Origin of the sequence: Micromonospora sp. WMMA1976 (assembly GCF_027497335.1) — a bacterium.
Classification (GTDB): domain Bacteria; phylum Actinomycetota; class Actinomycetes; order Mycobacteriales; family Micromonosporaceae; genus Micromonospora; species Micromonospora aurantiaca.
Map to the genome: position 1 here is coordinate 1,939,177 of NZ_CP114912.1, position 18,156 is coordinate 1,957,332.

Below are 18,156 nucleotides of genomic sequence, written 5' to 3' on the forward strand. Positions count from 1 at the left end.
GTGCGTATCGGCATCGTGTGCCCGTACTCGTTCGACGTGCCGGGCGGCGTGCAGAACCACGTCATGGACCTGGCCGAGGCGCTGCTCGGGCTCGGCCACGAGGTGAGCGTCCTGGCGCCCGCCGACGAGGACTCGGCGCTGCCGCCGTACGTGGTGTCGGCCGGCCGGGCGGTGCCGCTGCCGTACAACGGGTCGGTGGCCCGGATCGCGTTCGGCCCGGTCTCCACCGCCCGGGTGCGGCGCTGGATCACCCGCGGCGACTTCGACGTGCTGCACGTGCACGAGCCGCTCACGCCGAGCCTGTCGATGCTGGCGGTGCTCTGCGCCCGCGGCCCGGTGGTGGCCACGTTCCACACCGCGATGACCCGTTCCCGGGTGCTGTCGGCCGCGCAGGGCGTGCTCCAGATCGTGCTGGAGCGGATCACCGCCCGGATCGCGGTCAGCGCCCTGGCCCGCAAGGTGCAGGTCGAGCACATGGACGGCGGCGCGGTGGAGATCCCGAACGGGGTGGCGGTGGCGAAGTTCGCCGGGGTGCCGCCGCTGCCGGGCTGGCCGGGGGAGTGCGCCCCGGGCACCGGCGGCACGCTGGGGTTCCTGGGCCGGTTCACCGAGCCGCGCAAGGGCTTCCCGATCCTGCGGGACGCGTTCGTCGCGCTGGCGCCGCACCGCCCCGGGCTGCGTCTGCTGGTCGCCGGGCCGGGTGACGCCGACGAGCTGTACGGGCGGTTCCCGGCCGGCCTGCGCGACCGGGTCACGTTCCTCGGCCTGGTCTCCGAGGCGGACAAGGCACGCATGCTGCGCAGCGTGCACCTCTACGTCGCACCGAACACCGGAGGGGAGTCCTTCGGGATGATCCTCACCGAGGCGCTGGCCGCCGGAACCACCGTGGTCGCCAGCGACCTGGACGCGTTCCGCCGGGTGCTCGACGGCGGACGGGCCGGGCGGCTGTTCCCGACCGGCGACGCGACCGCACTGGGCGCCGCGCTGTCCGAGCTGCTCGACGACGACGGACGCCGCGCCGGGCTGACCGCCTGCGGCGACCAGGTGGTGGCGAATTTCGACTGGCCCGTGGTTGCCCGCCGCGTTCTGGAGGTATACGCAGCCGCGATCGAGGCCACCGACGGCCGGGTCATGGACCAGGAGTGGGCGGGTCTGGGCTGACCGCTGTGGCCGCTGCGGCCGCTGTGACGAGCGCGTCTGCCGGTGCGAGCGCCGGCCGGCCGGGATGAGGAGCAGCACTACGATGCCGGGCATGTGGTGGGTGGTGGGCGCGGTCGCGGTGCTCGGGCTGCTCTCGGCGTACCTGATCTGGACCTCCGGCCGCGTGCAGCGGCTGCAGGTCCGCGCGGACTCGGCGGCCCGCGCGCTGGACGCGCACCTGCTGCGCCGCGCGGCCGCCGCCGCGGTCCTGGCCGAGCAGCGGTACGGCGTGGAGCTGTACGCCGCCGCCCGGATCGCGCTGGACGCCGCTCCGGAGGAGCGCGAGGCGGCCGAGAACGACCTGACCCGGCAGTTGCGCGGGGTGCGGCTGGACCCGGACGACCCGGCGTGCGCGGCGGTGATCGCGGCGAGCCGGCGGCTGGCGCTGGCCCGGCAGGTGCACACCGACCTGGTTCGGGACGCCCGCTCGGCGCGGGGGCGTCCGGTGGTACGGCTGTTCCGGATGGGGCGCGGCCGGGAGTGGCCGCGCTACTTCGACATCGACGACCCGACGCTGGCGTCGCACGCGGACGTGACCACCGGCTGATGCACCGGCCGTGACGGGGGCCACACGGCAGGCCACCGGGGGTTCGATTGGCGCTCGGACCGGCGTCGCGCCGGTCGTAGCATTCCTGCGCAGTCACCTCCCGAGCACGCCGAGGAGCGATGTCCCGTGTCTGAATCCGCAGCCCCGACCCCCGCCACCGCCGTCGGCACCGCCCGCGTCAAGCGCGGCATGGCCGAGATGCTCAAGGGCGGTGTGATCATGGACGTGGTCACCCCCGAGCAGGCGAAGATCGCCGAGGACGCCGGCGCTGTGGCCGTGATGGCCCTGGAGCGCGTACCGGCCGACATCCGCGCGCAGGGCGGCGTGTCCCGGATGAGCGACCCGGACATGATCGACGGCATCATCTCCGCCGTCTCGATCCCGGTGATGGCCAAGGCCCGTATCGGCCACTTCGTCGAGGCGCGGATCCTCCAGGCGCTCGGCGTCGACTACGTCGACGAGTCCGAGGTGCTGACCCCGGCCGACTACGCCAACCACATCGACAAGTGGGCGTTCACCGTGCCGTTCGTGTGCGGCGCGACGAACCTGGGCGAGGCGCTGCGCCGGATCACCGAGGGCGCCGCGATGATCCGCTCGAAGGGCGAGGCGGGCACCGGGGACGTCTCCAACGCCACCACCCACATGCGCAAGATCCGGCAGGAGATCCGCCGGCTCCAGTCGCTGCCCGACGACGAGCTGTACGTCGCGGCCAAGGAGCTGCAGGCCCCGTACGAGCTGGTCAAGGAGGTCGCCGAGCAGGGCAAGCTGCCGGTCGTGCTGTTCACCGCGGGCGGCATCGCGACCCCTGCGGACGCGGCCATGATGATGCAGCTCGGCGCCGAGGGCGTCTTCGTCGGCTCCGGCATCTTCAAGTCCGGCAACCCGGCCCAGCGGGCCGCCGCGATCGTCAAGGCGACCACGTTCCACGACGACCCGGACGTGCTCGCCAAGGTCTCCCGTGGGCTGGGCGAGGCGATGGTCGGCATCAACGTCGACGAGATCCCCCAGCCGCACCGCCTGGCCGAGCGCGGCTGGTGAGCGCGGCGTGACCGTACCGGTGATCGGCGTGCTCGCGCTTCAGGGCGACGTACGCGAGCACGTCGCGGCGCTGACCGGCGCGGGCGCCGACGCCCGGCCGGTGCGGCGGCCGGGCGAGCTGGACGCGGTCGACGGCCTGGTGGTGCCCGGCGGCGAGTCGACCACGATCAGCAAGCTGGTGGACATCTTTGAGATGCGCGAGCCGATCGACAAGCGGATCGCCGCCGGCATGCCGGTCTACGGCTCCTGCGCCGGCCTGATCATGCTGGCTGCCGAGGTGCTGGACGGCCGCCCCGACCAGCGCGGCTTCGCCGGCGTCGACATGACGGTGCGGCGCAACGCGTTCGGCCGTCAGGTCGACTCGTTCGAGGCGCCGGTGGCGCTCACCGGCGTCGACGGGGGCCCGTTCCACGCCGTCTTCATCAGGGCGCCCTGGGTCGAGCGCGTCGGCCCGGACGTCGAGGTGCTCGGCCGGGTGACCGACGGCCCGGCCGCGGACCGGATCGTCGCGGTACGCCAGGGCAACCTGCTTGCCACCTCGTTCCACCCGGAGCTGACCGGCGACCTGCGGCTGCACCGGCACTTCGTGGAGCTGGTCCGGGCCGCCTCCTGAGCGGCCGGTCCGTCCCTGGTTGTACCGGTTCGGGTGGGCTGGGACGGGCCGGTGCCGTGCGGCGCGTGACAGTGACCCGCCCGCCGCCGGTAGGATTGCCGAGATTCGGCAGGGCCATCAGCCCGCCGCGGCTCCCAGCGAAGATCACAGCACCTCGACGTGCGCCGGTGGGGGAGCGGGGCGTGTGCGGTGCGGTCGATGCAGACGGCGGGTAGCAACGGAGGTAACAGATGTCCGGCCACTCAAAGTGGGCGACGACCAAGCACAAGAAGGCGGTCATCGACGCCAAGCGCGGCAAGATGTTCGCCAAGCTGATCAAGAACGTCGAGGTGGCCGCCCGTACCGGCGGCGGTGACCCGGCCGGTAACCCGACTCTCTACGACGCCATCCAGAAGGCGAAGAAGAACTCGGTCCCGAACGACAACATCGACCGCGCGGTCAAGCGCGGCTCCGGCCTGGAGGCCGGCGGCGCCGACTGGCAGACGATCATGTACGAGGGTTACGGCCCGAACGGCGTGGCGATGCTGATCGAGTGTCTCACCGACAACCGCAACCGTGCCGCCACCGAGGTGCGTACCGCGCTGACCCGCAACGGCGGCTCGCTGGCCGACGCGGGCTCGGTGTCGTACATGTTCTCCCGCAAGGGCGTGGTGATCGTCCCCAAGGCCGGCACCAGCGAGGACGACGTGATGATGGCCGTGCTCGACGCGGGCGCGGAGGAGGTCAACGACCTCGGCGAGGCGTACGAGGTGGTCTCCGAGCCGGGCGACCTGGTCGCGGTCCGCACCGCGCTGCAGGACGCCGGTATCGAGTACGAGTCGGCCGAGTCCTCCCTCATCCCCAGCGTGAACGTGCCGCTGGACGAGGAGGGTGCGCGCAAGATCTTCAAGCTGATCGACGTGCTGGAGGACTGCGACGACGTGCAGAACGTCTACGCCAACTTCGACGTCTCCGATGAGGTCATGGCCGCGGTCGGCTGAACCGCCCCGACGCGCGGAGCGCCGGCCACCCTCATCGGGTGGCCGGCGCTCACCGTCTCGCGGTCAGCCGATCGGCTCGCGTTGCCGCCACGCCGTCCGAACCGAGGTCCGGCCGTTGGTGCGCAGCAGCGAACCCTCGTAGATCCGCGCCCCGGCGAGCAGGAACCCGGCCGCCGCGAGCAGCAGCAGCGCCAGCGACACGAACGGCTCCCAGGGCGCCGCGTCGCCGGTGAACAGCCGTACCGGCATCGCGGTGGGCGAGGAGATCGGCAGGTACGACAGGATCCGCATCGCGGCGGCGTTGTCGTTGAGGAACACCACGGCGAAGAACGGCGCCATCACCGCGAGCTGCACCGGCGTGGACGCCCCGGCGATGTCCTCCTGCCGGTTCACCAGCGCCCCGGCGGCCGCCCACATGGCCGCCAGCAGCAGGAAGCCACACAGGAAGAACGGTACGAACCAGCCGATCGCGGGCGCGATCAGGCCCAGCAGGTCACCGCCGTCGGTGAGGCGCATGCCGATCAGCGCGACTGCCGCGATCAGGGTGATCTGCCCGAGCGCCAGCGCGCCCGCGGCGAGGATCTTGCCGGCCAGCAGCGCCCGGGCCGGCACGGCGGCGACCAGGATCTCCACGATCCGGGTCTGCTTCTCCTCGGTGACGCTCTGCGCGATCTGCAACCCGAACGTCTGGGACATGAAGAAGAAGACGAACGCGAACGCGAACGGCACCAGGTAGGCGACGAGCGGGTCCACCGCGTCCGGGTCCAGCAGCTTCACCTGCGGAGCCGCGCTGAGCGCGGAGACCACGTCGTCCGGGGCCCGCTCGTCGGCGACCACGACCGGGCCGGTCACCACCGCGGCGTCCGCGTCGCCGTCGCGTACCGCCTGTTCGGCGGCGCCGTCGTCGGCGACGAGCATGACGTCCAGCCCGGCCGCGCGCAGCGGTTCGGCGCCGGCCGCGGTCACCGCCACAGTGGATGGACCGCTGCTCATCAGCGCCGGCACGACTGTGGCGACGACGGCGAGCAGCAGGAAGATCAGCGTGCTGTAGAGGAACGTCTTGTCGCGGACCTTGACCTTGATCTCGCGGGCCGCGACCAGCCGGGTGGCCTGGAACGTGTTCACTGGTTGACCTCTCGGAAGATCTCGGCGAGGGACGGGGTGACCGGGCCGAACGCGCGCACCGGGCCGCGCTCCAGCGCCGCGCGCAGCACCGACTGGTCGTCGGCGGGCGGGTCCACCTCGAACACGGCGCGCGCGCCGTCGAGGTCGACCAGCCGCACGCCGGGCTGGTCCCGCAGCCAGCCGGCGTCGCCGTCGACCACGAGCGAGAACCGGGGCAGCGTGTACGCGGCGCGCAGCTCCTCGCGGGCACCGGCGGCCCGGATCGTGCCGCCCGCGATGAGCACCAGGTCGTCGCAGAGCCGCTCCACCACGTCGAGCTGGTGGCTGGAGAACAGCACCGGCGCGCCGGCGGCGGCCCGTTCCCGCAGCACGGCGACCACCATGTCGACGGCGAGCGGGTCGAGCCCGGAGAACGGCTCGTCCAGGATCAGCACCTCCGGGTCGTGCACCAGCGCGGCGGCGATCTGCGCGCGCTGCTGGTTGCCGAGCGACAGCGTCTCCAGCAGGTCGTCGGCCCGCTCGCCGAGACCGACGCGCTCCAGCAGCGCGTCGGTACGCCGGCGCGCCCCGGCGGCGTCCAGCCCGTACAGCCGGCCGAGGTGGACCACCTGTTCGCGGGGTGTCATCTTCGGGTAGAGGCCGCGTTCCTCGGGCATGTAGCCGAACCGGGCCCGGGCCTCGCGGGTGAGCGGCTGTCCCCGCCACGTCACCTGCCCCGCGTCCGGGGCGAGGACGCCGAGGACGATCCGCATGGTGGTGGTCTTGCCGGCGCCGTTGCCGCCGACGAATCCGGTCATGCGCCCGGCGGTCACGTCGAAGGAGACGTCTTTGAGCACCTGACGGCCGCCGAAGCTGCGGTCGACGCCGTCGAGGCGGAGCACGCTGGTCATGATCCCGACGCTACGGCCGGCCGTCGCTCCCGTCGTCCCACCACGGAGCGATCATCGGGTCCGTCGCGCGGCGGACGGGCCTCATCCGCCGGGCCGGACCACCCCGTGCTCGTACGCGAACACCACCGCCTGCACCCGGTCGCGCAGCCCGAGCTTGGCCAGTACGCGGCTGACGTGGGTCTTCACCGTCGCCTCGCCGACGTGCAGCACGTCCGCGATCTCGGCGTTGCTGGCCCCGCGCGCGACCAGTTCCAGCACCTCCCGCTCGCGCGGCGTCAGGTCCGCGGTGGCCGCGTCGTGCCGCGGGTCCGGCGGGACCGCGCCGGGCCGGGCGAACGTGGAGATCACCCGCCGGGTGAGCGCCGGCGCGATGAGTCCCTCGCCGCGCGCCACCACCCGGACCGCCTCGATCAGGTCCTCCGGGGTGCCGTTCTTCAGCAGGAAGCCGCTCGCCCCGGCGCGCAGCGCGGCGAACAGGTAGTCGTCGTGGTCGAACGTGGTGAGGATCAGCACCGCCGGGCCGCCCGGTGTCGCGTCGGCGGTGATCCGGCGGGTGGCCTCCAGCCCGTCGAGCACCGGCATCTCCACGTCCATCAGCACCACGTCGGGACGCAGCGCGGCCGCCATCGACACGGCACGCTGCCCGTCGGCGGCCTCGCCGACCACCTCGATGTCGTCCTCGACCTCCAGGATGACCCGGAAACCGGTCCGGACCAGGTGCTGGTCGTCGACGAGCAGCACCCGCACCGGGGCGGTCACGCCGCCCGCCCGGTGGCCTCGACCGGCAGCGGCATGCGGGCCCGGACCCGGAACCCGCCGCCGGGGCGTGGTCCGGCCTCCACCTCACCGCCGTGCGCGGCGACCCGCTCCCGCATGCCGATCAGGCCGAGCCCGGCCCCGGCGGCCGGTACGGCGCCGTGTCCGTCGTCGCTCACGTCGATCTCCAGGTCCCTCGCCAGATAGCGGATCCGCACGTCCAGCGTGGTGGCGTGGGCGTGCTTGACCACATTCGTCACGGCCTCCTGCACGATCCGGTACGCCGCCTGCGACACCGAGCGCGGCAGCGGCACCGGTTCCCCGTACACGCCGACGTCGGCTCGGAGCCCGGTCTCCCGGGCCCGGTCGACGAGCGCGGCGACCTGGTCGATGCCGGCGGTGTCCTCCGGCGCGGTGGCCGTGCCGGCAGCGGCGTCCGGGTCGCGCAGCACGCCGAGCATCCGGCGCAGCTCGTCGACGGAGGTGCGGGCCGTCTCCTCGATCGCGGCCAGGGCGGTACGCGCTTTGTCCCGGTCCCTGTCGAACACGCGCCGGCACGCGGCGGCCTGCACGCCCATCACCGACACGTGGTGGGCGACCACGTCGTGCAGTTCGCGGGCGATGCGGACCCGCTCGCCCATCACCGCGCGCTCGCGCGCCTCGACCTGCGAGCGGCGCAGCTGCTCGGCCTGCTCGTGCAGTTCGTGCCGGCGGCGCGCGGCCACCCAGGCGGTCTGCCCGGAGTAGTAGGCGAACCCGAAGAACAGCACGTTGTAGAGCACGCCGTTCACGACGGCGGCGAGCACCGGCGGCACCGGGCCGGCGGCGTCGGCGAAGGAGGCGGCGGTGATCTGGTCGGCCCGCAGCGCGAGGGACAGCGCGAGCCAGCCGAACATCGCCACGATGATGCCGGCCCGCAGCCGCCCGGCCAGCCGCCGGTCGGTGCCCCACGCGCCGAGCGTGAAGAGGGCGGCGAACAGCGCGCCCGACGGGAGCTGGGCGAGCGGGACCGCCCGCGCCTGCCCCGCGACGAAGGCGATCGAGACGAGCACGGCGACGGTGGCGGGCCACCGCCGCCGTACGGCCAGCGGGGCGGTCACCGCCACGGTCCACCAGATCTGCTCGGCGACGCTCGGCGGTGGCCCGAGCAGGAAGGCCCCGGTGCTGTGCGCCAGCGTCAGCTCGAACAGGGCCAGCACGGTGACCGCGAGCCCGACCCAGAGGTCGGCGCGCAGCTGCGCGGCTGTGGGAGCCGGCCGGCGCCAGGCGGTGGTGGGTGCGGTGCTCACCGTACGACCATGCCACCGCTGCCGCCGATGCGGTGCCCGGGGCGTAAACGGGTGGGCCGGATGACAGTGCCGACGTAGCCTGCCGGGGTGTTCGTGCCCGATCTGCCGTTACGTACCGAGCGCCTGCTGCTGCGCGCCTTCACCGCCGAGGACCTCGCCGTGGTCCGGGACTACCGGGGCCGCCCGGAGGTGACCCGCTACCTCTACCACGAGCCGTACGACGACGCCGCCGCCCGCGCCGCGATCGACCGGCTGGTCCGGCGGACCGCGCTGCGCGCCCCCGGCGACGTGCTCAACCTGGCGGTGACGCTGGCGGACACCGGGCAGTTCCTCGGCGACGTGCTGCTGAGCTGGACCAGCGGGGAGCACCGGCAGGGCGAGATCGGGTACGTGGCGCATCCCGCGCACACCGGCCGCGGGTACGTCACCGAGGCGGCCCGGGAGCTGCTGCGGATCGGCTTCGACGGGCTCGGGCTGCACCGGATCGTCGGGCGGCTCGACGCGCGCAACACCGCCTCGGCCCGGGTGCTGGAACGGCTGGGCATGCGCCGGGAGGCGCACCTGCGGGAGAACGAGTTCGTCAAGGGGGAGTGGACCGACGAGGTGGTCTACGCGCTGCTGGCCCGGGAGTGGCGGCCGGCGGCCTGACTGTCCGCGTACCCGGAAGGCCCGGCACGCCCACGACGGGGCGTGCCGGGCCGTTCGGGGCTCAGGCGGCGCGGCGGGCCTTGACCGCGCTGTCGACCACGTCCCAGATCGCGACCAGCACGACCACCGCGCCCGCCACCCGGGCGAACTCGACGGTCCCGCCGTCCCGCAGCCAGGCGAACCGCTCGACCAGCTCCGGGTTGAGCAGCCGGTCGGTGGCCAGCAGCCAGAGCACCGGGGCGGCGAACGCCACGTTGAGCACCGCGTTGACCGCCACCAGCGGCCAGGTCCACCGCCCCGACCGGTACTTGGCGATCTCCAGGCCGACGGTGGCCAGCAGAACCACGATCAGGGCCGGCAGCCAGAAGCTCCAGAGCGCCGGGTCGAGCGCCGGCAGCCGGGTGCCGTCGTCGGTGGTCCAGCGCTGGAAGTGCTGGCCGATCAGGAGGCCGATGGTGGCGAGCAGGAACACCACGGAGGCGATGCTGTCGGAGTGGCTGATCTGCCGTTCCCGGGTCTCCTCGGGGAGCTGGTCGACGGTCCACTCGGGCAGGCCGAGCGGGGTCCGGGTGCGCTCCAGTACGGCGAACACCAGCGTGACCCAGAACGCGATCTGCACCGCGGTCTGCATCGCGGCCACGACCGCCGTGCCGATCGCCGCGCCCGGCTCGCCGTCGACGAGCGCCTTCGTGACGCCGGAGAGCACGCCGACGATCGCCGGGATCCAGGTGAGCAGCAGACGCAGCAGCCGCCACCAGGTCAGGAAGTACCGCGGGCCGATGAGCTGCAGCGTGCGGTCGCTGTAGCCGGCCGCGAGCTTCTCCGGGTTGCCCAGCTCGGTGAGCACCTCGCGCTCGGCGGAGGCGTGGTCCTGCCCGCCCGAGGTCCGGTCGTCGATCATGTCGGCGATGGAGCCGCGCAGTTCCTCGGCGAGTTCCAGGCGGCGTTGCGCGGGCACGGCCCGCATGGTGGCGGCGACGTAACGGTCGGTCAGGGAACTCATCGTTCCGCTCCTTCGATCAGTTCGGTGACGGACGTCCGCACCGCGGTCATGTCATCGAGCAGGCGGTTCAGGACGGACTCGCCGTCATCGCTGGTCCGGTAGAACTTGCGCGGCCGGCTCTCCTCGGTGTTCCACTCGCTGGTCAGCAGGCCCTGGTCCTCCAGCCGGCGCAGCAGCGGGTAGAGCGTGTTGGCGTCGACGGCGAAGCCGTGCGCGGCCAGCCGTTGCAGCAGGGCGTATCCGTAGTCGGGGCGGCGCAGGGCGACCAGGCTGGCCACCACGACAGTGCCGCGTCGTAGCTCCTGGAGGTGGGTCCGGAGGACCTCTTCGCTGACCATGTGCAACACGATACTGTGTGCCACACACCATTGCAATGGAGAAGAACATCGCGTGCCGCACACCGGTCGGTCGGAGAGACCCGGACCACCCTCGGTGTGGACGGTGGAGCCCGCGAGATCACCTCGGTAGGGTGGGTCGGTCGACTCCGACGCAGCTTGATCCACAACCCGGGGGGGCGCCACGCATGGGCGATTCGTTCGCGCATCTGCACGTACACACCGAGTACTCGATGCTCGACGGGGCGGCCCGGCTCAAGGACCTCTTCGCCGAGGCGGCGCGGCTCGGCATGCCGGCGGTGGCGATCACCGACCACGGCAACATGCACGGCGCGAACGACTTCTACAAGCAGGCCATGGACGCCGGGGTCAAGCCCATCCTCGGCGTCGAGGCGTACGTCGCGCCGGAGTCGCGCTTCCACAAGGCCCGGGTCAAGTGGGGGCGCCCTGAGCAGAAGAGCGACGACGTCTCCGGTAACGGGGCGATCACCCACATGACCATGTGGGCGGCCAACCGCGACGGCCTGCACAACCTGTTCAAGCTCAACTCCCGCGCCTCGATGGAGGGCCACTACGTGAAGTGGCCCCGGATGGACATGGAGCTGATCGCCGAGCACGCCGAGGGCATCATGGCCACCACCGGCTGCCCGTCCGGCGCGGTGCAGACCCGGCTGCGGCTGGGCCAGTTCGACGAGGCGCTCAAGGTCGCCGCCGCGTACCAGGACATCTTCGGCAAGGACAACTACTTCCTGGAGATCATGGACCACGGCCTCGACATCGAGCGCCGGGTCCGCGACGGGCTCACCGAGATCGCCCGCAAGCTCGACATCCCGCCGGTGGTCACGAACGACTCGCACTACACGCACGAGGCGCAGGCCGAGGCGCACGACGTGCTGCTCTGCGTCCAGACCGGCAGCAACGTGGCCGACCCGAACCGGTTCCGGTTCGAGGGCGGCGGCTACTTCGTCAAGTCCGCCGACCAGATGCGCGCCGTCGACTCCTCCGAACTGTGGCAGCAGGGCTGCCGCAACACGCTGCTGGTGGCCGAGAAGGTCGACCCGGCCGGCATGTTCACCTTCCACAACCTGATGCCGCGGTTCCCGATCCCCGAGGGCGAGACCGAGGAGTCCTGGTTCCGCAAGGAGACCTTCGCGGGGCTCAAGCGCCGTTTCCCGAACGGCATCCCCGAGGGCCACGTCGTCCAGGCCGAGTACGAGCTGGGCGTCATCATCCAGATGGGCTTCCCGTCGTACTTCCTCGTGGTCGCCGACTTCATCCAGTGGGCCAAGAGCCAGGGCATCGCGGTCGGCCCGGGGCGTGGCTCGGCGGCCGGCTCGCTGGTGGCGTACGCGCTGGGCATCACCGACCTCGACCCGATCCCGCACGGCCTGATCTTCGAGCGGTTCCTCAACCCCGAGCGCGTCTCCATGCCGGATGTCGACATCGACTTCGACGAGCGCCGGCGCGGTGAGGTCATCAAGTACGTGACCGACAAGTGGGGCGAGGACAAGGTCGCGCAGATCGCCACGTTCGGCACGATCAAGGCGAAGGCCGCGATCAAGGACTCGGCCCGCGTGCTCGGCTTCCCGTACGCGGTCGGCGACCGGATCACCAAGGCCATGCCCCCGGCAGTGATGGGCAAGGACATCCCGCTGTCCGGCATCTTCGACCCGAAGCACCCCCGCTACGCCGAGGCGGGCGAGATCCGCGGCCTCTACGAGTCCGACCCGGACGTCAAGAAGGTCATCGAGACCGCCAAGGGCATCGAGGGCCTGATCCGGCAGACCGGTGTGCACGCCGCCGGCGTCATCATGTCCGCCGAGCCGATCATCGAGCACATCCCGCTGATGCGGCGCGACTCCGACGGCGTCATCATCACGCAGTTCGACTACCCGACCTGCGAGTCGCTCGGGCTGCTGAAGATGGACTTCCTCGGCCTGCGCAACCTGACGATCATCGACGACGCGGTGAAGAACATCCAGCTCAACCACGGCCGGGAGCTGGACCTGCTCGGCCTGCCGCTTGATGACAAGCCGGCGTACGAGCTGCTGGCCCGCGGTGACACGCTCGGCGTGTTTCAGCTCGACGGCGGGCCGATGCGCTCGCTGCTGCGGCTGATGAAGCCGGACAACTTCGAGGACATCTCCGCCGTTCTGGCGCTCTACCGGCCCGGCCCGATGGGCGTGGACTCGCACACCAACTACGCGCTGCGCAAGAACGGGCTCCAGGAGATCACGCCGATCCACCCGGAGCTGGAGGAGCCGCTACGCGAGATCCTCGCGCCCACGTACGGCCTGATCGTCTACCAGGAGCAGGTGCAGCGCGCCGCGCAGATCCTCGCCGGCTACACGCTCGGCCAGGCCGACCTGCTGCGCCGGGCGATGGGCAAGAAGAAGAAGGAGATCCTCGACAAGGAGTTCATCCCGTTCCGGGACGGCTGCCGCGAGCGCGGCTACTCCGACGAGGCCATCCAGGCCGTGTGGGACGTGCTGGTGCCGTTCGCCGGCTACGCGTTCAACAAGGCCCACTCCGCCGCGTACGGCCTGGTCTCCTACTGGACCGCGTACCTCAAGGCGCACTACCCGGCCGAGTACATGGCCGCCTTGCTCACCTCCGTCGGTGACGACAAGGACAAGATGGCCATGTACCTGTCCGAGTGCCGCCGGATGCGCATCCAGGTGCTCCCGCCGGACGTCAACACCTCGGCCGGGCCGTTCACGCCGGTCGGCAAGGAGATCCGCTTCGGTCTCGGCGCGGTACGCAACGTCGGCGCGAACGTGGTCGCCTCGATCATGCGGTGCCGCGAGGAGAAGGGCGACTACGCCGACTTCTACGACTTCCTGTCCAAGGTCGACGCCGTGGTCTGCAACAAGAAGACGATCGAATCGCTGATCAAGGCGGGGGCGTTCGACGTGCTCGGCCACCCGCGCAAGGGCCTGCTCGCCGTGCACGCCGACGCCATCGACGCGTACGCCGACGTCAAGCGCAAGGAGGCGGTCGGCCAGTACGACCTGTTCGGCGCCGGCTTCGGCGAGGCGGAGACCGGCGGCACCACCACTGTCATGCCGGTCATCGGCGAGGGGGAGTGGGACAAGCGCGACAAGCTCGCGTTCGAGCGCGAGATGCTCGGCCTGTACGTCTCCGACCACCCGCTGTTCGGCCTGGAACACGTGCTCGGTGCCGCCGCCGACACCACCATCGCCGCGCTGTCCGAGGAGGGCACGGTGCCCGACGGTGCGGTGGTGACCCTGGCCGGCATCCTCTCCGGCGTGCAGCGCCGGGTCACCAAGCAGGGCCGGGCCTGGGCGTCGGCCACCCTCGAAGACCTCGCCGGCGGCGTGGAGACGCTGTTCTTCCCGAACACGTACGAGGTGATCGGGCAGTACATCGCCGAGGACGCCATCGTGGTGGTCAAGGGCCGGGTGGACCGGCGTGACGACACCCCGCGCATCATGGCGATGGACATGTCCATGCCGGACGTCACCAGCAACCCGGCGAACAAGCCGGTCACGCTGACCATCCCGGTGCACCGCTGCACGCCGCCGCTCGTGGAACGGCTCAAGGAGACGCTCGTGCTGCACCCCGGCGACACCGAGGTGCACGTCAAGCTGCTCAACGGCGGCAAGGTCACCACGCTGCGCCTCGGCCCGTTCCGGGTCGCGCCCACCACCGCGCTGATGGGTGACCTGAAGAGCGTGCTCGGCCCGGCCAACGTGAGCTGACCGGGCCGGGCGCGCCGGCGCGGAGAGCTAGACGCGGGTCACGCGGATGGCGTCGGCGATCACGTACCCGGTACTGCCGGACCACCTGCTGACGCCCACCTTGTTGGTGTCCCCGGCGGCCAGGGTGAAGGTGCCCAGCGAGCGCCACGTACCGCCGTTGGCGCTCTGGTTCACCGCTACCGTCTGGTTGCCGCTGGTGGTCGCGACGATGTACGGCGTGCTCGTGTTGTATCCGGCGACGGCGGGATACCAGACCTCCACCCGGTAGGTGGCGGTCGCCGGGATGTTCACCTTGTACCAGGCCGTGTCGCTGGCCGCGACGGGGTTGGCGTACCGGTAGTCGGCGCCGTAGCGCTGCGCCGAGTACGTCGAGGTGCCCCAGTTGGCGCTCGCGGTGAACCGGCCGGCGGTGGTGTTGTCCACGATCGTCGACCAGGCTGTCGGCGGCGGCGTGGTGCCGCCGGTCACGAGCTGCATGTAGTAGGTCCAGTTCCAGTTCGAACCCGGGTCGGTGTGCGTGGCGCCCGGCACCTGGTTGTGCCCGATGATGTTGGTGCGGGTCTTCGGGATGCCGTACTTGTCGCACAGGTACCGGGTCAGCGCCGCCGACGACCGGTACATCGCGTCGGTGTACCAGGAGGCGTTGTCGACGTAGCCCTCGTGCTCGATGCCGATCGACTGGGTGTTGTAGGTCCAGTTGCCGGCGTGCCAGGCGATGTCCTTGTCCCGCACCATCTGGGTCACCGCGCCGTCTGAGGAGCGGAGCAGGTAGTGCGCGCTGGTGCCGGCGGCGGCGTTCTGGAACCAGCTGATCGAGCCGGCGTAGCTGCCCTGCATGGTGTGGATGACGATGTAGTTGATCGGGTACGCCGACTCGCGGCTGGAGACCGTGTAGTTGGACGAGTTGGCCGGCACCCAGGCCGCCGGGCCGTAGTCGGTGCTCAGGGTGCCGAAGTCGCCGGTGCCCAGCGGCGCCACCGCGGCGTACCGGCCCCGCTGCGGCGCGACCGGACGGCCGTCCACGCTGACCTCGCCGCCGGCGGTGGTCGCGATGAAGCCCCGGGCGAGCAGCTCGTACACGGAGTCCGCGTACAGCCGGGCGGTGGCCGCGTCCGTCGAGCCGCCGTAGCGGGCGATCGGGCCGTACCACTGATTGACGTCGTCGCGCTGTGCCGCGGTGAGCCCGGCCTCGTCGGCGTAGGAGCGCAGCACCGCCGCCGCGCCGGCCACGTTCGCCGCGTCCCGGGTACGCAGGTCGGCGCGGTCCAGCCGGGTCCGGCGCGCGGCCTCGTCGAGGGTCCGCACCTTCGGGTTGCTGGTCAGGTGCATCACGCCGTATCCGCCGGAGGCGCTGGGCTCGCCGCCGTGGCCGTCCAGGCGGGTTTCTGCGTAGCCGAGCGCGGCGAGTACGTCACGCGGCACGTCGGAGCCGGCGGCGGCCCGGTCGAAGGCCGCGGCGAGCGGCTGCGCGTCATGCTGGGGCGCGGCCTGGGCCGGCTGGCCGGTCAGGCCGATCACGATGATCAGGGCGCCGCCGAGCAGGTGGCTCACCCGACGCGAGGGTCTCCGAATCGTCACAGGCACTCCTCGTCCACTACACGGGGCGACGGGCTCACGTCGCCGGTTCGCCGCACCCTATAGCGTGACGTTCGTCTATGTCGATACCTTGCATCGACATACTCTCTGCTGAAGACTTCCTTCAGATGTGGAGCTGCCCCCGTACCGTCGCGGTGTTGCCCGGCGGGCCACGGCCGGGCAACATCGGGCGGATGCCGCCCACCGACCTGCTGCGCGTCCGTGACCTGGTGCCCGACTTCCTGGCCTGCGCCGAGCGGTTCACGCCGCCGGAACCGTGGCCCTCCCGGTATCTGGCCGGTCATCCGGACGTGGTCCGGGCGCTGCGCCGCGACGGCGACTGGTCCGACGCCGCGGGCGTGGCCGCCACCCTGGACGGGCTCCGCGACCGCGCCGCGGAGCTGGCGGCACGAGCCGAGACGGTACGCGCGCTGCTGCCCGGCGGCGTCGCGGCGGTGGCGGACGCGCTCGGCTGGTCCGGCGACGGCGGGCCGGTCGAGTGCGTGGTGCTGGTCGGGCTGAACCAGGCCAACGGCTGGGCCGGCGAGCTGAACGGCAGGTACGCGCTCTTCCTCGCCGTGGAACAGCTCGGGCCGCCGGAGGACGTCGAGCTGCTGGTGCGGCACGAGGCCGCGCACGTGGTGCACGACCGCGGCGCCGCGATCCGCGACTGGCCCGAGTACGGGGTGGCGAACGCGCTGTTCACCGAAGGGCTCGCCACCCAGGTCACGACGGAACTGGACCCCGGCCGGCCGGACGAGGAGTACCTCTGGTTCGGCCGCCCCGGGCACCGGCAGTGGCTCGACGAGTGCCGCCGCCGCTGGCCGGAGATCCTGCGCCGGGTCCGCGCCGACCTCGACGCCACCGACGTCGACCATCACGCCCCGTACTTCCTGATGCGGGACTCGCCCCTGGCCGGCGGCCTGCCCAAGCGCTGCGGCTATCTGGTCGGCCTGTCCGCGGTACGACACCTGCGCCGCCACCACTCCCTCCAGGGGCTAACCACCTGGCCCCTGCCCCGCGTCCGCGCAGAGATCGCCGCCGCCCTGCCCGGCCTCCCCCCACCACCCTGACCCCCACCCCTCCGCCCCTCCGCCCCACCTCACCTCCCCCCACCCGCCCCGGCGATCATGAAGTTAGCGGCGGACAAATCGGACCGCAGGCACCGCCAACTTCATGATCGGCGGGGCGGTGCGGTGGCGCGGACACCCGCGCCCCGGGCCGCGCCGCGCCCCCCCCCTGCTCCCCGCTGCGCGATCTTGCAGTTTCGGCCCTGCGATTCGGGGTTTTGCACCATTTGCCGGGGCAGAAAGTGCAAGATCGCCGGGGCCGGGGTGGGCCACGGGGGTGGGATTGGCGGTGTCGGGGTGGGGGCGGGGGTGGCTAGCGTCGGTGGCATGGAGCTGGAGCAGGCGCAGAAGTTGTGGCAGCCGGAACCGGGCTGGTTGAACACCGCCACCTACGGGCTGCCGCCCGAGCCGGTGTGGGACGCCGTGCAGCAGGTGCTCGCCGACTGGCGGACCGGGCGGGTGTCGTTCGAGGTGTGGGACGAGTCGGTGGACCGGTCCCGGGCCGCGTTCGCCCGGCTGACCGGTGTGGACGTCGCCGACGTGAGCATCGGTTCCGCCGTGTCGCAGCTGGTCGCGCCGATCGCGGCGAGCCTGCCGGAGGGCGCGACGGTGGTGGTGCCCGAGAGCGAGTTCACCTCGATCCTGTTCCCCTGGCTGGTGCAGCGGGAGCGGGGCGTGCGGGTCCGCACCGTGCCGCTGGCCGGCCTGGTCGACGCGATCGACGCCGACACCGACCTGGTGGCGTTCAGCGTGGTGCAGTCCGCCGACGGCACCGTCACCCCGTACGACGAGATCGTCGCGGCGGCCCGGGCGCACGACGCCGTCGTGGTGGTCGACGCCACGCAGGCGTGCGGGTGGCTGCCGTTCGCCGCGGACCGCGCGGACGCGGTGGTGGTGGGGGCGTACAAGTGGTTGATGGCACCGCGCGGCTCGGCGTTCGCCTACCTGGCGCCGGAGCTGCGCGAGCGGATCCGCCCGGACGCGGCCGGGTGGTACGCCGGCCAGGACCCGCACGCCTCCTACTACGGGACGCCGCTGCGCCTGGCCGAGGACGCCCGGCGGTTCGACATCTCCCCGTCCTGGCTGTGTTACGTCGGGGCGGCGCCGGCGCTGGAGCTGCTCGCCGACCTCGACCCGGAGGCGGTGCGCGCGTACGACGTGGGGCTGGCCAACAGGTTCCTCGCCGGGCTGGGCCGGCCGCCTGGCGACAGCGCGATCGTCAGCGTGGACGTGCCGGACGCGCAGGAGCGGCTGGCCCGCGCCGGGGTGCGCGCGGCGGTACGGGCGGGCCGGGTCCGCGCCTCGTTCCACCTCTACACGACCGAGGAGGACGTGGACCGGGCGGTCGAGGCGCTGACCGGCTGA

General features: G+C 72.2%; 16 protein-coding genes. 9 read left to right on the forward strand and 7 right to left on the reverse strand.

The annotated features are described in order from the left end of the window. The 5 genes from O7546_RS09155 (at position 1) to O7546_RS09175 (ending at position 4,378) form a co-directional block, all read left to right on the forward strand. On the forward strand, positions 1 to 1,161 hold the full coding sequence (locus O7546_RS09155) for a glycosyltransferase family 4 protein (protein ID WP_194802928.1): 1,161 nt from the start codon (positions 1 to 3) through the stop codon (positions 1,159 to 1,161). A gap of 82 nt (positions 1,162 to 1,243) precedes the next feature. Continuing rightward, complete coding sequence (locus tag O7546_RS09160) at positions 1,244 to 1,747, forward strand: hypothetical protein (protein WP_120570569.1); 504 nt, start codon at positions 1,244 to 1,246, stop codon at positions 1,745 to 1,747. A 189-nt stretch (positions 1,748 to 1,936) separates the two neighbouring features. Further along, the gene (gene pdxS / locus O7546_RS09165; RefSeq protein ID WP_228532869.1) at positions 1,937 to 2,785 is read left to right on the forward strand and encodes a pyridoxal 5'-phosphate synthase lyase subunit PdxS; all 849 of its coding nucleotides are present in this window, start codon (positions 1,937 to 1,939) and stop codon (positions 2,783 to 2,785) included. 7 nt (positions 2,786 to 2,792) lie between these two features. Next, on the forward strand, positions 2,793 to 3,398 hold the full coding sequence (gene pdxT / locus O7546_RS09170; protein ID WP_269696543.1) for a pyridoxal 5'-phosphate synthase glutaminase subunit PdxT: 606 nt from the start codon (positions 2,793 to 2,795) through the stop codon (positions 3,396 to 3,398). A 230-nt stretch (positions 3,399 to 3,628) separates the two neighbouring features. Beyond that, on the forward strand, positions 3,629 to 4,378 hold the full coding sequence (locus O7546_RS09175) for a YebC/PmpR family DNA-binding transcriptional regulator (RefSeq protein WP_013285436.1): 750 nt from the start codon (positions 3,629 to 3,631) through the stop codon (positions 4,376 to 4,378). A 63-nt stretch (positions 4,379 to 4,441) separates the two neighbouring features. Here O7546_RS09175 and O7546_RS09180 read toward each other — a convergent pair whose 3' ends face one another. From O7546_RS09180 to O7546_RS09195, 4 genes are all read right to left on the reverse strand, one after another. Further along, positions 4,442 to 5,503, reverse strand: coding sequence for an ABC transporter permease (locus tag O7546_RS09180; protein WP_194802925.1), 1,062 nt, complete (start codon positions 5,501 to 5,503; stop codon positions 4,442 to 4,444). Then, the gene (locus O7546_RS09185) at positions 5,500 to 6,393 is read right to left on the reverse strand and encodes an ATP-binding cassette domain-containing protein (protein ID WP_269696544.1); all 894 of its coding nucleotides are present in this window, start codon (positions 6,391 to 6,393) and stop codon (positions 5,500 to 5,502) included. Before O7546_RS09185 ends, O7546_RS09180 begins: the two co-directional genes overlap by 4 nt. A gap of 81 nt (positions 6,394 to 6,474) precedes the next feature. Next, on the reverse strand, positions 6,475 to 7,152 hold the full coding sequence (locus O7546_RS09190) for a response regulator transcription factor (protein WP_194802923.1): 678 nt from the start codon (positions 7,150 to 7,152) through the stop codon (positions 6,475 to 6,477). Then, entirely contained in the window at positions 7,149 to 8,438 is a 1,290-nt protein-coding gene (locus tag O7546_RS09195; RefSeq protein ID WP_269696545.1) for a sensor histidine kinase, read from the reverse strand. Before O7546_RS09195 ends, O7546_RS09190 begins: the two co-directional genes overlap by 4 nt. Positions 8,439 to 8,525: 87 nt before the next feature. Here O7546_RS09195 and O7546_RS09200 point away from each other — a divergent pair, with 87 nt between their 5' ends. After that, positions 8,526 to 9,086 carry a GNAT family protein gene (locus O7546_RS09200; RefSeq protein WP_269696546.1) on the forward strand — a complete coding sequence of 187 codons (561 nt, stop codon included), beginning with the start codon at positions 8,526 to 8,528 and terminating at the stop codon, positions 9,084 to 9,086. Between the two features lie 61 nt (positions 9,087 to 9,147). Here the strand turns inward: O7546_RS09200 and O7546_RS09205 are convergent, their stop codons facing one another. Both O7546_RS09205 and O7546_RS09210 read right to left on the reverse strand, forming a co-directional pair. Beyond that, positions 9,148 to 10,089: a permease prefix domain 1-containing protein gene (locus O7546_RS09205; RefSeq protein WP_194802920.1), complete on the reverse strand. Its 942-nt coding sequence runs from the start codon at positions 10,087 to 10,089 to the stop codon at positions 9,148 to 9,150. Then, positions 10,086 to 10,427, reverse strand: a complete 342-nt coding sequence (locus O7546_RS09210; protein WP_194802919.1) for a PadR family transcriptional regulator — start codon at positions 10,425 to 10,427, stop codon at positions 10,086 to 10,088. The genes O7546_RS09205 and O7546_RS09210 overlap by 4 nt, the downstream gene beginning before the upstream one ends. A gap of 185 nt (positions 10,428 to 10,612) precedes the next feature. Between O7546_RS09210 and dnaE the strand changes: the two genes are divergently transcribed. Beyond that, the gene (dnaE, locus tag O7546_RS09215; protein ID WP_194802918.1) at positions 10,613 to 14,146 is read left to right on the forward strand and encodes a DNA polymerase III subunit alpha; all 3,534 of its coding nucleotides are present in this window, start codon (positions 10,613 to 10,615) and stop codon (positions 14,144 to 14,146) included. A 27-nt stretch (positions 14,147 to 14,173) separates the two neighbouring features. Here dnaE and O7546_RS09220 read toward each other — a convergent pair whose 3' ends face one another. Further along, positions 14,174 to 15,697 (reverse strand): N-acetylmuramoyl-L-alanine amidase, encoded by a 1,524-nt coding sequence (locus O7546_RS09220; protein WP_269696547.1) that lies wholly within the window; start codon positions 15,695 to 15,697, stop codon positions 14,174 to 14,176. 218 nt (positions 15,698 to 15,915) lie between these two features. Between O7546_RS09220 and O7546_RS09225 the strand changes: the two genes are divergently transcribed. Both O7546_RS09225 and O7546_RS09230 read left to right on the forward strand, forming a co-directional pair. Next, on the forward strand, positions 15,916 to 16,794 hold the full coding sequence (locus tag O7546_RS09225; RefSeq protein ID WP_281600735.1) for a DUF2268 domain-containing putative Zn-dependent protease: 879 nt from the start codon (positions 15,916 to 15,918) through the stop codon (positions 16,792 to 16,794). 324 nt (positions 16,795 to 17,118) lie between these two features. Then, a complete protein-coding gene (locus O7546_RS09230) occupies positions 17,119 to 18,156 on the forward strand; it encodes an aminotransferase class V-fold PLP-dependent enzyme (protein WP_194802915.1) in 1,038 nt (345 codons plus the stop codon).